The 15,698-nt window shown below is 46.7% G+C and carries 14 protein-coding genes; 2 read left to right on the top strand and 12 right to left on the bottom strand.

Going from position 1 to position 15,698, the window contains the following annotated elements; all coding sequences use genetic code 11:
• Positions 1–8: 8 nt before the first annotated feature.
• Positions 9–890 carry a carbohydrate ABC transporter permease gene (locus tag FPZ49_RS23345; RefSeq protein ID WP_144851590.1) on the bottom strand — a complete coding sequence of 294 codons (882 nt, stop codon included), beginning with the start codon at positions 888–890 and terminating at the stop codon, positions 9–11.
• A 45-nt stretch (positions 891–935) separates the two neighbouring features.
• Positions 936–2,285, bottom strand: a complete 1,350-nt coding sequence (locus FPZ49_RS23340) for an ABC transporter substrate-binding protein (protein WP_144851588.1) — start codon at positions 2,283–2,285, stop codon at positions 936–938.
• 359 nt (positions 2,286–2,644) lie between these two features.
• On the opposite strand from FPZ49_RS23340, the gene FPZ49_RS23335 reads away from it, so the two are divergent.
• A complete protein-coding gene (locus tag FPZ49_RS23335) occupies positions 2,645–3,574 on the top strand; it encodes a TauD/TfdA dioxygenase family protein (protein WP_144851586.1) in 930 nt (309 codons plus the stop codon).
• 79 nt (positions 3,575–3,653) lie between these two features.
• Here the strand turns inward: FPZ49_RS23335 and FPZ49_RS23330 are convergent, their stop codons facing one another.
• The 4 genes from FPZ49_RS23330 to FPZ49_RS23315 all read right to left on the bottom strand — a co-directional run bounded on the left by FPZ49_RS23330 (position 3,654) and on the right by FPZ49_RS23315 (position 7,658).
• Positions 3,654–3,989, bottom strand: a complete 336-nt coding sequence (locus FPZ49_RS23330; RefSeq protein ID WP_144851584.1) for an EthD family reductase — start codon at positions 3,987–3,989, stop codon at positions 3,654–3,656.
• Positions 3,990–4,069: 80 nt separating this feature from the next.
• On the bottom strand, positions 4,070–5,179 hold the full coding sequence (locus FPZ49_RS23325; RefSeq protein WP_144851582.1) for a Ger(x)C family spore germination protein: 1,110 nt from the start codon (positions 5,177–5,179) through the stop codon (positions 4,070–4,072).
• Entirely contained in the window at positions 5,176–6,579 is a 1,404-nt protein-coding gene (locus FPZ49_RS23320; RefSeq protein ID WP_144851580.1) for a spore germination protein, read from the bottom strand. Before FPZ49_RS23320 ends, FPZ49_RS23325 begins: the two co-directional genes overlap by 4 nt.
• On the bottom strand, positions 6,576–7,658 hold the full coding sequence (locus FPZ49_RS23315; protein ID WP_144851578.1) for a GerAB/ArcD/ProY family transporter: 1,083 nt from the start codon (positions 7,656–7,658) through the stop codon (positions 6,576–6,578). Before FPZ49_RS23315 ends, FPZ49_RS23320 begins: the two co-directional genes overlap by 4 nt.
• 167 nt (positions 7,659–7,825) lie before the next feature.
• Between FPZ49_RS23315 and FPZ49_RS23310 the strand changes: the two genes are divergently transcribed.
• On the top strand, positions 7,826–8,920 hold the full coding sequence (locus FPZ49_RS23310) for a mandelate racemase/muconate lactonizing enzyme family protein (protein ID WP_144851576.1): 1,095 nt from the start codon (positions 7,826–7,828) through the stop codon (positions 8,918–8,920).
• Positions 8,921–9,128: 208 nt separating this feature from the next.
• Here FPZ49_RS23310 and FPZ49_RS23305 read toward each other — a convergent pair whose 3' ends face one another.
• The 6 genes from FPZ49_RS23305 to FPZ49_RS23280 form a co-directional block, all read right to left on the bottom strand.
• Positions 9,129–9,344, bottom strand: a complete 216-nt coding sequence (locus FPZ49_RS23305; RefSeq protein WP_144851574.1) for a helix-turn-helix domain-containing protein — start codon at positions 9,342–9,344, stop codon at positions 9,129–9,131.
• Between the two features lie 69 nt (positions 9,345–9,413).
• On the bottom strand, positions 9,414–10,370 hold the full coding sequence (locus FPZ49_RS23300; protein ID WP_144851572.1) for a 3'-5' exoribonuclease YhaM family protein: 957 nt from the start codon (positions 10,368–10,370) through the stop codon (positions 9,414–9,416).
• A gap of 273 nt (positions 10,371–10,643) precedes the next feature.
• Positions 10,644–11,249, bottom strand: a complete 606-nt coding sequence (locus tag FPZ49_RS23295; protein ID WP_144851570.1) for a pentapeptide repeat-containing protein — start codon at positions 11,247–11,249, stop codon at positions 10,644–10,646.
• Positions 11,250–11,301: 52 nt separating this feature from the next.
• Complete coding sequence (locus tag FPZ49_RS23290) at positions 11,302–11,724, bottom strand: MarR family winged helix-turn-helix transcriptional regulator (protein ID WP_186446030.1); 423 nt, start codon at positions 11,722–11,724, stop codon at positions 11,302–11,304.
• Positions 11,725–11,936: 212 nt separating this feature from the next.
• Complete coding sequence (locus FPZ49_RS23285) at positions 11,937–14,144, bottom strand: hypothetical protein (RefSeq protein WP_144851566.1); 2,208 nt, start codon at positions 14,142–14,144, stop codon at positions 11,937–11,939.
• Entirely contained in the window at positions 14,125–15,684 is a 1,560-nt protein-coding gene (locus tag FPZ49_RS23280; RefSeq protein WP_144851563.1) for a carboxylesterase/lipase family protein, read from the bottom strand. Before FPZ49_RS23280 ends, FPZ49_RS23285 begins: the two co-directional genes overlap by 20 nt.
• Positions 15,685–15,698 lie beyond the last annotated feature (14 nt).

The raw sequence follows: 15,698 nt of genomic DNA, 5'->3' as shown, positions 1-15,698 counted from the left end.
GCCTCCTCTCATTCTTCCTTGACCAGCTTGCGGGTCATGAAAAACATGAGCACAAGCAGAATCGGAATGATGGAACCGGCCACGCTTAGCGATTTCCCCATATTGTTCTGAAGGAACGCCGTCTCATAAGTATACACGGAGATCACCGCCGAATTGTACAAGGGTCCCCCGCCGGTAATCAAATAAATATTTTCAAAATCGTTGAAGGTCCAAATCGAAGAAAGCATGGTCGTAATGACGATCACCGAGCTGATGGACGGCAGAGTGACCGAGATAAACCGGCGGATCGGGCCCGCCCCATCGATCGTCGCAGCCTCGTACATCTGCTTGTCAATCGTTTGCAGACCTCCGAGAATGCTGAACAGGAAGAACGGCACACCGCGCCAAATATTAACAATGATGACCGACACCAGCGCAATCTGCGGGCCGCTGAGCCAAGCGACGGGGGCCTCGATAAGCCCGGAATTCAGCAGCAATTGGTTAAAAATACCATAGGAGTCGTTGTACATCCATTTCCACGTTAACGCTGCCACCAACCCGGAAATGGCCCACGGCACCAGAAACAGGACCCGGATGACCGATCGCCCGAAAAACTGCTGATTCAGCGTCAGCGCGAAAATCATCCCTAACACGAGCTTGAAGAAGACATCCGTCATAAAATAGATGAACGTATTTTTTAAAACCTTCCAATAGACGGGATCGGAAAAAATTTCACGGTAATTGTCCAGTCCGATAAAATGCGCTTCCGCACCGACCGTCTTGTCGGTAAGACTCAAGTATAACGCGTTGATGAAGGGGATGCCGATCACCACAAAGATGACGAGGATAACCGGCAGCACCGACGCATACCCGAGCAGCATTTCACTTTTTCGATTCGAAGCTTGCAGCATGGTTTCACCTACCCGGGAAAAAGTACGTCGGTTGCCGCTCCTTGCTTATTTCTTTTCGTACACTCGTTTATAGTTCTTCTCAATCTCCTCGAGCGCTTTTTTAGGATCTACATTATTGACGACAATGCTGGTGACCGCTTTCGATAAAATGTATTCACCGACCACCTGAGAAGCTCTGGCATCGGGAGGTCCAGGATCACCAAGCGGTACTATATTCTTTGATGCGCCGAACCAGCCCTTGTTTTCCGGCTTTTGCCAGAATTCTGAATTCTCATAGCCGTTTAACACTGGGGCGGCCAAGCCGTTCAGCTTTTCGATCAGCTTCCCATAGAAGTCCTTGTTGTAGAAGTAATCAATATATTTCTTCGCGTTCTCGATATTTTTGCCCTTATTGAACATCACGAACACTGTGCCGCCGCCTGAACCAAACTGTCTCTTAGGCCCTGCCGGCCATGGCAGGATGAGCGTTTTGGCGAGCAGATCAGGCTTCTCGCTTCTCATCGCCGCATAGATGCTGCTGGAGTTGAATACGATGCCGACCTGACCGTTGAGATAAGCGGTATTGTTCCAGGAATCGTCCCCGGTGACGGCGCCGGGAGGGGTCAGCTTTTCCGTAAAGAAGCTGGCGTCCATTTTGATCGCTTCCAAGGCCTCTGGCGTGTTGACTGTCACTTTGCCGTTCTTATCGACCAGATCGGTTCCATAGGTACGGATCAGGTTCTCGATTCGGCCGCTCGAGTCTCCGCCGCCGCCCAGCTGGAATCCGAGCCCGTAGAAGTTATTTTTCGGATCGTTGATCGCTTGCGCGACCTTTTTGACGTCATCCCAGGTTTTGGGGGGATCGAGCTTTTTCTCTTCCAGCTTATCCTTACGGACATACATGACGTTAGGGGTATGATACACCGGAATCTCGTACAAGCCCTCTAGCGCATAAGCATATTTTTTGGAATCCTCACGGAAATCGTATTTCTTCAAAATGTCGGAGATTTCCACCAGCTGATTGTTGGCTACGAATTGCTTTGCGACGAAATCGTCCGCCAGCAGCAAATCCGGCGGATTTCCCGCTTCCACGGCAGCCAGCAGCTTCGTCTTCAAATCGGCGGGAGGGATCGCCACATACTCTACGTCTACGTTAAACTCCTTGGAGAACTGGGCTACCCTTTCCTTTTGGGCTTCGTTATACTCCTTGACATATTCCGATTTGTCCCAGAAAATCAGCTTGGTCTTTTTGGGGGCGCTATCCGCGGACTTGGCAGGCTCGGCGCTTTTCGGGGATGGAGTGCTTGCGGCCCCGCCGCCCGAAGTGGCGGTCGAGCTGCTGCAGCCTGCGACGGCGACCGCAAATGTGAGTGAGAGTACTGCAGGTAAGGTTAAAGCCTTTCTGAACTTGAACATGTCACTCCTCCTCTTATGAATCCGTTTACATTTCCGATTATACCGTCCTGGACAGTGCGACTGAATGGATAATTTTTAGGGCCACCCGTAAAAATTTTGTAGGTTTTGCCGTTCTCCAATGTGAAATTTATTATATGGAAATTATTTATAAATTTAGTGTTGACAGGTAACAGATTACAGGTTATGATCTGATCAATCCTTTCTTTATCCAACTTATTCTATAGGATTTATCGTAATTTGATTTCTGATGTTGACTAGTCCACTAGAAGCGTCATGAACGGCTGTCTCCGTGCGGCCGAGCATGGCGTTTTTCTATGGACTCTAGTTAATAAATTTAATGAAAACTAGGAGGATGCGCTATGAGTAATCAAACCAATACTAATGAAGTAGGTTTCGAGGTTATTCCTGTTGCCGGGCGAATTGGAGCGGAGGTTCGCGGCATTCGTCTATCCGCGGAGTTGCTGCCGCAGACGACACAAGCGCTTCGGGCAGCTCTGCTGAAGCATAAGGTATTATTTTTCCGGAAGCAGGATCATCTGGACGACGCCAGTCAAGAAGCATTCGCCCATCTGTTCGGTGACCCGGTAGCGCATCCGACGGTTCCGGTCCGTGAGCAAACCGACTTCGTACTCGAGCTGAACACCGATCACGGGGGCAAGGCCGACTCCTGGCACACGGACGTTACGTTCGTTGATGCTTACCCTGCGTTCTCCATTCTTCGTTCCGTTATCGTTCCCGCTGCCGGTGGCGATACCGTATGGGCCAATACTGCGGTAGCGTATGAGACGCTTCCGAAGGAGCTGCGTGATCTGGCTGACCGGTTGTGGGCACTGCATACGAACGATTATGACTACGCCGGAAGACATAACCAGATTAAGCCGGACGCGCTTCGCCGTCATCAAGAGGTATTCGCATCGACGGTATATGAAACCGAACATCCGGTCGTGCGTGTACATCCCGAGACGGGAGAGCGCACACTCGTGCTGGGTCATTTTGTAAAGAAGCTTGTCGGCCTGAACTCCGCGGATTCGGCTCGCCTGCTGTCCGTGCTGCAGGATCATATTACGAAGCTTGAGAACACGGTACGCTGGCGCTGGGAAGCTAGCGATGTTGTGATCTGGGACAATCGCGCAACGCAGCACTATGCGATTAACGACTATGGCGACCAGCATCGGATCGTTCGCCGTGTGACCGTGGCGGGAGACGTGCCCGTCAGCATCGACGGACGCAAGAGCTTCACACGCCACCCGGCACAAGATGTACAGGATGAGCAGGAGGCTAGCGCATAACATAAGAAAAAAACTGACGGCGAACGGTTGCCGTCAGTTTTTTATGCGAGTTCGCAGTCCCCCGAACTCTAGTTCCTCGTTAATTTAGCGGTTCACCTGTGAACGATGTGACGATTTCTTCAATAAAAATATCCTGCTCTCCGATGTAATAATTAGAAACGTCTTCTTGCAATGCTTTGATTCTAGGATCATTGATAAATGTCTCTAAAGCTTCCTTTGACTCAAAATACAGATGAAATATAAATGAATATGGTACTGGTGAGCCGTCAGCGGAAGATAAAACCTTTTTCACCTCGTACTTAGAAGCTCCCATTTCAAGAACGGTTTTCATAGACATGTTGGGGAGATGCGAATTGAAATAATAGTTTTCGTCAAAGCCGATATCCCGTTTGTAACAGAATGTCAATATAATCATGGCATCAACTCCTTTTGGATGATGATGCCATTATAAAGCATGACATTAGTGGTACAGTCAAATAGGAAATCGGAAGGGCGTTATTGTTTCTCTAACTCCCCGGTATGCTGAATATAAACCTGGACATCAATTCGGTTTAGCGATGAGGAAGAAAGCTTGATATCCTGCCAATTTTTAAAATTTTTCTTAAACATCACATTTCTAAAGTTGTACATGTCGGCCCCAATACGTAATCCGTCTTCATAGGTAGATCGAATTTCTTTTTTAATTTGCTCCTCCGCTTCTTTCTCGATTTCTTGCTCCGATGTGTGGCTGTCATTTAGTTCCACAATATTGCCCCTGACCTTAACTGCAATATTAAAAATATTTTTTCCATCCTTTTGCGTGACCATTATTTTAGGCTTCGGTTTCTCAAGGGAGACGATCGCGGACTTGGTCTCCACCGCGGTTCTTGACGTCTCTTTATTCATCCATCGCAGCCCGCTTACCTGATCGTGTGACATCCAACCCTGAAAATCGTTTTTTTGCACGACAAACACACCGTTTATTTTCAATTTCGGATCCGCTTTTTCTTCGGACTGCCACGAGGTTTTATCAATGGTAAGCGTAGGGACTAAAGCCGTATCGCCGGGCTCATTAAGATAGATTTGATATTCTTGTGCCTGTAGGGGCTTGATGAACGATTTCTGCAGGTAATTCTCCTCTGGAGTACCAAGTACGGTAGCAATCGGAGACATTTTGAAAAAAGACGAGGTCATGAAAAGATCTTCTATCGATCCTTTCGTGCCGAAGATCCAAGGCGAATACCTGAACTCTCGATATCTCTTTAAATTATCGAAGTAATCGCTGCCTCCCGCTTGAATGGCACTCTCGGTAAACAGGAACGCTCGAACATGACTCCAAAACAGCCTTCTTTGCGCCGTTTCGTAAATATTGCCCAGTGCCAAAGAGGGCGTTTTCCCTTTTCCCTTGCCGACGTACACTTGCGGACCGCCGCCGCCTCCCCCTCCATTTTCCGACTTTGCTACTTGGCTAAAGTTAATAATTTGAATATACGCCTCATAGAGATTATCTTTATAATCTACACCTATAGCCGTAGGGTATAGTAATTCTTGAATATTTTTATTGTCCCAACACCCTGAAAGGCACAGCATACAACAGATCGTAGATAGGAGCATCGCTAGTCTCATCGTTTCTCCCCTTGTGACGAAGCATCTGTAGGCTGCAGCATGTCCGGGCGTCTAGTTTTGGATTTAAAAGGCCGATTGAAAACAGCCAAGACGGAAGACCTGATATTCAGTTCTGCCATTGGTGACCAATAAGGTATGCCGAAGGAGGTTAATGTAGAGGTATACCCCACCACCGTGATCAAACCGATGATAAATCCGTACATTCCCAACCAGGAGGAGATCAGCAGCATGTAAATTCGAATGATGGTGACGCTGCCCGTTAAAGATTGATTCACCAGCGTAAAGGACGCCACAGCCGTAGCCGCAGTCACCATAAGCAGCGAAGGCGAGGCAAGTCCGGAACGGATCGCAGCATCTCCAATAATAAGACCTCCGACTACTGAGACCGTTTGTCCAACCGGCTTCGGCAGACGAATACCTGCTTCCCTAAACAGTTCGAACAATCCCAGAATGAGCAGGCTTTCAATCGGCGCGGAATAAGGAATACCCGTACGGGAAGCCGCAATCGTCGCGAGCAAGGGAAAAGGAATTTGGTCGATATTAAAACAGATTAAAGAAATATAGAAGCCTGGCAAAAACATCGCTGCACCCAATCCGATGAGACGTAATAAGCGTTGTAAAATCGTGTAATAATACGAGGAATGAGCGTCCTCGGGAGATTTTAATTGCTCTGCGAGATTTGATGGGCCTATGATCGCCATGGGTGATCCGTCCGCAAGGATAACGAATCTGCCGCGCAGCAGCGCATCGGCTGCAAAGTCGGGTCTTCCGATCGTATCCACTAACGGAAAGATGGAATCGCTCGAATCGCTTAAATATTCCTCCAGCTGTGCGCATCCAATCACGGTGTCCACATCGATTTGGGCAATCCGGCGTTTTGCTTCGGCAACGAGTTCAGGCTGAATTATGTCTTTGATATACAAAATAGCTAAGCTTGCGTTTCCCCTTTTACCTACTATGAAATGTTCATATTGAAGCGAGGTGGATTTCAATCGTTTGCGAATAAGGGCAACGTTGGTAACCACTTCTTCTGTAAATCCATCCCGCGGCCCCCGAATGGATAACTCGGTGGTGGATTCCTCCGGCTGGCGCTTGGGCGGATTGGAAACATCCGCTTCATAAGCGCTTGTCCTATCTTCGTGGAAACAAAGAATAATTACATTGCCCGAAAATACACTTTGTTCAATTTGAGTTAGCTCAGCATGATCATCTAAACGCTTCAGCTCATCGTTTTGAAGCATGTCCGCGATTCGTGGAAGTATATTTTCATTTAACTGTTTGGTGTCAGCCATGCCTTCACAATGAATAACCAGTGTGCCGCCGCGCTTCTCGAGCTTCACGTCGTAGCAGTTGACGAATAGCGCTCTGAAATTCTCTTCTTTTGCATCTTTAATCTTCATGACGCCCCACCTTTTCTCGTCACAAGGGTTGCTATTACAGTCCAACAGAGAACGGATATTGCGGATAGAGGAAAGAAATAGGAATTCACGAGCGCTAAAAAAACGCTATCATTTAAATGAAGCTCCGAACAGATAAATAAGGTCGCTGTAAATGCCAGGATCAGTACTTTTTTATGCTTCTGCTTGGAAGTAAGCAATTCGCCAAGCAAAAACAAACCCAAGCTGATGACAATCGCGACATTGCTAAGCCACTGGTACATGGATAAAAAGTCCAGATGCTCCACGAAGCTGCTGATTTTAACTAACCGCCACTGTGTAAATAGAGGAAAACGCTGCCTGCCTGCTTCATAAGGGCCGAAGGTGGCCAACAGCCCTATCGTCGTATTGATATAAAAGAAGGATACGACAGATACCACCATCACAAGATGCTTCCATTGGAAGCGGCCTTCAATATGAGGCGTGAGCAATAATAAAAGAAACAGCTCCATGCCCCCCCTTAAGGTGATTACAGTGCCATTCAATATGGGCCGAGCTCCTTCGCTAAATAGAGGGAGAAGAAGGTCCGTATGCCTATACTTCAAAGTAAATACAGCCATAAATATCACCAGAACCAAAATGGCCGGCAGCAATATGGAGTAGGAAATAGCGATAGGCTTGATTCCTTTGACAGCTAGATAGGAGCATACAAGCAGCAAGGGTAAAGAGATCGCCCAAATGGGTGTGAAGGGGAGAATCATGGATTTCACCCAGGTGACGATATTTTTGTGATTGACAAATAGTTCACAGAACAAGAAGAGGGAAATCCAGCCTTTCACAGCCCAGGCGATGACCCCCCCCGTTTTGCGTTCAAGTACCTCAAGAAAAGAGTGGTTAGGCGTTTGTTTGCTTACGATTCGATAAATCCAGAAGGCATATAAGAAATAAGCTATGGACCCAAAGATTGCACTGATCGCAGAGTCCCTTTTTGCTGCTTCAAGCAAACTGACGATGCCTGCAATTTGGGACAACGCAAGTGATGCGCACATACATAAAAAATAGCCTTGAAAGGGATTAATTTTAGGATTGGAAAACGACGACATCAAGCTCACCTCCACAACTCTACATATATTTTCCTGCAATGGGTGTTTTTATCCACAAACGGAATGCGCATATCAGAAGCTATGCTTCTTAAGCGCCTTGGATTAGACCATGCAACGACATTTAGTGTAATCTTATAGTGACTTATTTTGAAAAAGGAGTGTGGTAGATGATGAAAATTACTGACGTATCAGCCCAGCAATACAAATGGAAGCGCTCTAAAGCCATCATGAATGGTAAGCACACCTATAGTACCAGTTCCATGACAACCCTTACCATTCATACGGATGAAGGGATTACAGGCTTTGCTGCTATTTCTGCCATCAATTATAAAATGGATTATCTCAACAACTTTCGAGAGCTACTCATCGGCGAAAATCCTTTGGATACCGAAAAGCTGTGGCAAAAAATGTGGGTTCCAAAGATCGTCGGTAGAAGAGGACTTAGCACCAGATTTATCAGTCTGATTGACCTGGCCCTATGGGACCTAAAAAGTAAGCTAGCCAACCTGCCCATCAGTAAGCTTTTGGGGGGTTATCGGGATAAGATACCTGCTTATGTGGCTGGTGGGTATTATGAGGAAGGCAGCGGACTTCTAGAGCTTGCCAAGGAAATGGAGGAATATGTTTCTTGGGGCGTTAAGTGTGTAAAAATGAAAGTTGGGGGACTTTCTCTAAAAGAAGATGCTCTGCGCGTAAAAACGGTACGTGAGGTGATCGGAGACGATATTAACCTGCTTGTTGATGCCAACTGTGCTTATACGTTCTATGATGCTATCCGCTTTGCGGAAATGATCGAAGAATACCATCCGTTTTTCTTTGAGGAACCCGTTGCCCCTGATGATTACGAAGGAATGAAAAGGCTTGCCCAAAAAACGACTATACCTATCGCTGCTGGAGAAAACGAATTGACCAAATATGGCTTTCGGGATCTTATCAACCAGGGAAGCGTGAGCATAATTAATGTTGACGCGTGTATTGGTGGCGGCATTACGGAATTCATGAAGATTGCCGCGTTTGCTCAAGCGCATCATATTGATATTTCACCCCATGGACCGCAAGAAATTCACGCCCACTTGCTTGGTGCCATTCCAAACGCACTCATGCTGGAGTATTATCCACCCAAGTTTGACGAGCTGCGTTATCGCGTTTTCCGTGAGCCAATGCTGCTCAACAGTGATGGAACCGTTACTGTGCCTACTAGACCAGGTCTCTGTACGGAGCTGATTCTCGACGAACTGAAGCCGTTCCAGGTGTACGGATAAGTCGTTGTCGTAAATCGAGTAGGAAGGGGTGCCTAGCCCCCGACCTCTCACACCACCGTACGAGGCTCCGCGGTTGCCTTGCCAATCCCATTTGCAGCTACCGTGATGATTGGAACACCCTCTCCCTGGATAAAAAAAGGACTCTGTTTGCACAGAGTACCTGAAAAATACTTCCAATATTAACCATTATAACCAATCGCAACGGGAGTCACGAAGTGATTGGCGTTGCGATTAGACGGTTTTTGAACTCCTGCGGTGTTAGACCGTAATATTTTTTAAAGACCTTAATGAAATAGTGGGAGCTTTGGTAGCCGAGCATGCCAGCGATATGGTACACCTTCAGCTTATTCTCCTGCAGCAGTTTAATTGCTTTTTCCATCCGGCATTTCAAGATGTAGTCACCAAAGCTGACACCCGTTTCCATTGCCCAGCGTTCCCTTTTCTTAAGCTTTCATAGTCTGGCGCAGCGCAAAAACAACATCATTGCGAGTACCTATCTCTTTGCCCTGTAGACCTGCTTGTTCTCAATGACTCTAACCGGTGCAGACCACTCATCCGAATCATTCATGGAGTTCAAAGCATCTTCCACGGCTTGCAGCTTAGCGTCAAGTTGATCGATGTAATGTAACGCAACGGCCTCCGGAAGCTGCGGTTGGACCGGACTTCCCCATTCCCCAAGATTGTGATGCGACAAGATGAGGTGCTGAAGAAAGATGGTCTTCTCGTCATTAACACCGATTCCTAAATGAAGAGCTGCCTCCGTGATCCAGTTGGAAGATAGTGAAATATGTCCAATTAATTTCCCTGTCAGACTATATTCGGTAACTACTCCCATTTCAGCATTAAGCTCTTCGGTTTTGGCTATATCATGGAGGATAATTCCTGCTTTGAGCAAATCATGATTAAGGAAGGGTCTCTGTTTACAGATGAATTCCCCGAGCTCGAGCATTCGTACAACGTGGTAAGCTAAGCCTGCATAATAAGCATGATGCATACCTTTGGCTGCAGGATAATGACTTAATTTATCCCCTACCTTTGCGATACAGAACTCCACGATGGAACGCAAATCCTGATCTTGGATACTGCTGCTCACACTCTTTATTGTATTAACCAGATCAATAGCATCGATCGGAGCACTCTTAATAAAATCCTTTATTGAACAGCCATCTTCATCGGTTACCTTTCTCATCTTGTTTATTCGAAATTGAAGTCTATCTCTATACAGCTGCGTTACACCCTTGACCTTAACTAGCATCATTGGAAAGAACGTTTCTTTATCTGTCGACGAGACATCCCATAGCTTCGCTGAAATCTCTCCACTTGCATCAGCTAGGATAACGTCGAAGTATTCCTTGGGAGGATTGGCATTGGTTTGCTTTATATCCGCTGCTTTAAGTAGAAAAAAATCGGTAATCTCTTGACCCTCAGTAAAACTTTTGATTAGTGACATGATGAAGCTCTCCTTATAAAATCATCTGACTTTATTAATTGTAAGCGATTTTTCCCATAGCGACTAGCGGCTAAAGAGAGTAAATGCTATTTCGAGATTTGTCCAGTACCCTAAGAGTTAAAATAACAAACCGGCACCCCCTCGGAGTCCCGGTTCTTCCTTACCTATCCAACCTCACTCAAACGCCCATCCCAATCGAGATCAGGTCCTCCAGATCTTCACCGGTGTTGTCGAATTTTTTGACGATATGGACACGAACCGACGTAACATTCACTAATTCAATTTGGCTCCGTGCGAGAGTGAAAACAACACGGCTTGCTCTGTATCCATTCGTAACCCCTTGATCGTGATGGCTTTGAAATCTACACCATTCATTTTAGCTCCCCTTACATCAGCTCCCTGTAATTTCGCTTTAGCTAGCATTGTTCTCGTAAGATCACAATTTCTTAAGTCGGCTTTTTCTAAATTGGCTTCGGTTAAATCGGATTCAAAAAATTTAATTCCACGTAAGTCTTGCTTAACCAATCTGGCACTTCTCAAATTCGTATACGACCAATCCCCTTGGAATATGGTGATTCCATCCATGTTGGCGCTGGAAAAATCTGAACCAGTCATTTTGCATTTTTCAAACTTCGAGACAAATAAATTGGCTTCGGTAAAGTTACAATTCTCAAACGCGGATTCCTTATGAACGGAGCTATTTAACGAGGCTCCCCGAAAATTACATTCAACGAAACGGCAGTTCCTCGTTGTAATTTCCTCTAACGATCCGTTAGCAAATGTGCAACGATGAAAAGTGCAGCTTATTAGCTCGCCATACCTCAAATCTTGATTGCGAAAATCTACTTCTTCATAATTTTGATTGATATGCTCAAACATGAAACTCCTCCTTATCCAATAGTTGATTTATCAACTATCGAGCGTGCGCAAATCATTTTTTAATATTATCGCGCATCTTCATTAAAAGCCTGCGCAATTCATTCATTTCTTCAAGTGAAAAACCTGTTTCAAGTACATCAATAGTTCCTGAAATACAAGGAATGACATTTTCAGCTAAGCTCTTACCTTGATCTGTTAATGATACTTTAAAGTAACGACGGTCATAACTACTAGTAATTCTGTTCATTACACCTTTATTTTCAAGGCTCATGATCATCCGAGCGATGCTTGATTTATCTTTTCTTAAAGCGAATGCAATCTCACCCTGAGACAACCCATCCCGTTCATTGAGCAAAATAATTATAAAAGCTTGTTCAGGCGTAATATCATACGGAGCTAAACTTTTAGTCATGCGCATTGCTATATCTAATTTGACATCATGAATTAAGACGGCAATATTATCGAGTAAATCCATTTTGTAATCACTCCCCATGAAAGAATATACCACAATAGTTGATGAATCAACTATTGCGTCTATTGAAAATTTTTAAAGCCAATCCAATCGCTTGCGATGATACCTTTGGCAAAATTACCTCAAACAGGGCAAAAAGCCCCAAGAGGAAGCACCTCCGGGACTGTATTATCTTTTTGCTAATTTAAAGTTTTGAGCAACCGTTTCCGAACTCCCTATTTTCCTACCTGAATTTCAGCAAATGTATCATAGATACGGTTTCTCTTAGCCTTCTCCTCCGGACTGAGTCTTTGGGCATCTGCAATCTCATAGCCGCCAAAAGTATCATACAGCCTCGATGAGGGGTCGATTTCTACAAAAGTACACCAAGGCAGCCAGTGGTAGTGGCTCTGCAGGACTTGACTGGTAAAATTGCCGCTTTCATGCCCCAAGCCAGGCATGACGTATCCGATACTGCCATCCACGTCATTGGACTGTCGGGTGTTCTTATCTATGAACTCCGCAAAATTAAGATAATGTTCATCACCTGTAATCACATATAGCCTGTAATAGGTATATGAACAGGCGGCCATATACACATCGGCTCCCCCGCCGATGGTGATAATGCTCTGTCCGCTGATGGAATACTTGTTGAATGGATGCCTCGGCCAAGGGGTGGTCACAGGGAATGTCCACGCATAGGTCCAGGTTTCGGTATAATCGGCGGCGCCAATCGCGCCTTCCAGCCACTTGTCCTCACCGGTCAGATCATACAGGGCAAGGAAGCCGAACAAGGCATAGATCCCGGCCTCTTTATCCATGATGTCCATGTTGTCACAGGTGCCGCCCCGGTATTCCATGTTCAAATAAGCATATTCGTAAGACCAATCCCCCGCTTTGATCGCAGCTGCTTTATATCTTTCATCACCCGACATCAGATAAAACTGCACCAAGTAACGAATCACACTGGGCGTGTTGGCTTTGGAGTCCATGCGGATGGAGCTGTCGGTATTGTATGCGCGGTAAAAACTGCCGTCTGCATTCTGAATGTTCACAATCCAATCGGCAGTTTTTCTGCAGAATTCCAGCCATGCCGGCCGTTCGTCACCTATCTTGTGCATATAGAGGTAAGCATCCAGAATGGCCTCAATCCCGTCGGCAAGCATCCGGATATAATGGGGATACGGCTCGAACTCCTTGATGCCGGGATGGTAGCACATGTGCGGCAAGCCGGATTCGGTCATTGCTGTCCGCACCCAGAAATCAATGATGTTCACGCCTTTTTCGAAGGCTTCGGGCATGTTTTCCTTATCGCCGTAACGCAGCAGCTGATAGCCGATTCCGGGCTGCTGTCCGACAAAGCCGAACTGGAAGGAAACACTGGATACATCCATGTAGGGCAGTTGGCAGGAAAAGGGCAACCCGTACGAATCTCCGTACTGCTGCGTATATTGGGTGAGCATCTTCATGCAGTTGTGGAAATGGAGTTCATTATCTACATCAAATAATTTGTCACGCATCCGGTCATAGGTCACTCTCCAGATGTCTCTCATCATCAGCTGGAAGCTGCTATAGTGTCCGAAATTTACAGCTACAGCGTAGTTTTGCTCAAAACCAACCTCTACCGGGTGGCTGACACGCTGGAAGGATTTGAATTGATCTTTAAAGTCAAGTCCCGCATACCTTCTTGTTGAAGGCATCTGACCATCGCAGCCTGGGTATACGTAATCAATGGACAAGCCGTCTACTTTCGTCTCGAATTCCTTGCGCACGGCAAAACCATAATACAGATAATTCATGGATCTGCTTTCCGGCTTGCTCATGCCAACGGCTCCAATGGTAAATTTGGGATCCACATGATTTGCAGCCTGTAAAATATCCAGAGACCGCATAGTCACATCTGACGTCCAACGCGATATTGCCGCCATTTCGCCCGATGCGATGTTTTGCATGGCAAACAAAGGCAGGGCACAACCGGTCTCCAGTTTCCAGAAATACTCGCAATCCAAGTCTTTACCAAAGGAGTTCTCACGTGCAAATTCGTTTTGCTTATACCATACACCGGGCGTGAAACAGTTATAGGCACGCTGATCGTCCGATTCGGTCATTACAAAGGAGAGTTTGGTGGAAAAACCAAGATCATCCCCCGCCTTCAACACCTTGACATTCCGGCTTACCTTGAACCCGGCGCCGGCTGCTTCATAAGTATCTGCAAAGGAAAATTCAGAGCCGGAGGGCACAGTTAACGTACCTTTGGCGATAATTGTATCACCAGAAACGGCTATCTCGCTGTAAGCTTTATCGTAGAACTCGCTTAGGGCAACAACGGTCTTTACCGTGACAAACATTGGGCGTTTGTTGAAATAAAGAAGTTTGCCGTCTTTTTGAACCTGGGCGCCGCCATCCTTAAAGACCAGGGTATAGTCACCGTTTACTAGCTTCATGGATAAGTCCTCCTTTTTTCTTGAAATATTGTTTAACAAGGAACAGCATTAAATCGCTCGGTTGCTCCCTGACAAACTCGGGCTTATCTTTGAAGACCATTCCGTACGGCGCCTCGGGAGTGTATTGCTCCCACTGCGGCAAATCCTCTCCTGTGGAATCTTTTCCATTCGGATCTCCGGAACGGATGAAATTAGCCCAGTAGTTGCACATCTGGCGGGCAAGATCATAATGTTTCCCGACAAACGGCCTCCAGCATTTGGCGAGGGTTTCAAAGAAAAACCAGAGATCCACCGAGTGGAATGTTCCGGGGTTATCCCAACCCGGTATTTCCGCATCAAAATTGTAATAGTACAGCGGGATATTGGCGCCGGTATCCGAATTAGCCTGTGCAGCAATTCGGATTGCATATTCGAAACCGCTCACGGAAGCATTTTTCACAACTTCATCTATGTTGTCCGACTGAGCCTGACAAAGCGCAAGAAACTCATCGGCATCATCGCCAAACATTTCCACAGCCATTTGCCGGAATTCCTCAAGGGTCTTGACATTCGGAACACTGAAAAACTCTGAAGAAGTGTGACCCCACAGCATCGGTACCATCCAGCGCTTGTTTTCGAGGAATAGATCAAATGTGCTGCCTACGCTGAACACATGATCAATAACGGTACCCCAGAATCCGAACCCCTTATTATATTCCAGCATCTTGTCGCGGACATATTCCGCATCAAGCTTACGGGCTTCTGCAAGGGAGGAAACTCCAAGAAACTCAAAGAATTTCACGCCCTCTTGTTCGGCTTCCGCCAGATTGCGCCTGACCCTGGGCATGCGGCCTCCCGGGTAAAGCGGCGCTGAGGCACCGCTCTGAATAATTGCCCTCTGGAAGAGGCCCTCGTTTTGAGGCGAAGTGAGTTGGCTCATGACGCTTCCGCCGCCGGCAGATTGTCCGCCAATCGTGATGTTGTCGGGATCACCGCCAAAAGCTGCGATATTGCGCTTGACCCATTGCGTAGCGAACTGCTGATCAAGGTGGCCGAAGTTTGCGGGAGCTTCCGGAGCTTCCACCGTGATTTCAGGATGGCATAAAAATCCGAACACATTCAGACGGTAGTTAATCGTGACCACCACGATGCCCCTTCGAGCGATTCGTTCACCATCAAACTCCATCTCTGCCGTATGACCGACCTGCAGCCCGCCGCCGAAGTACCATACAAAAACCGGTAACTTCTCATCGGGACTGTTTGCCGGAGTCCATACATTCAGGTATAAGCAGTCCTCGTCCATGGGGATATCCGGATCCACTGCCCATTCCCTGGTATAGATGTTATTTACATCGATCTTTTGCCTTACTTGCATCGAAACCGGCGCGAAATCGTATGCTTTCAACACACCATCCCAATCCTTTGCGGGTTGTGGGGCTCGCCAGCGGTTCTCACCTAAGGGCGGCGCAGCAAATGGAATGCCTTTAAAACTTGTTATACGGGGGTCGGCCGCCGGCAGCCCCTGAACTATGCCGTTTTCAACATTCACTACTCTAAGCATACTTGATGCCTCCC

Source organism: Paenibacillus cremeus (assembly GCF_007786445.1).
Classification (GTDB): Bacteria; Bacillota; Bacilli; order Paenibacillales; family NBRC-103111; genus Paenibacillus_G; species Paenibacillus_G cremeus.
The sequence above is the reverse complement of the archived record's forward strand: the minus strand, read 5'-3'. Positions and strand labels throughout refer to the sequence as shown.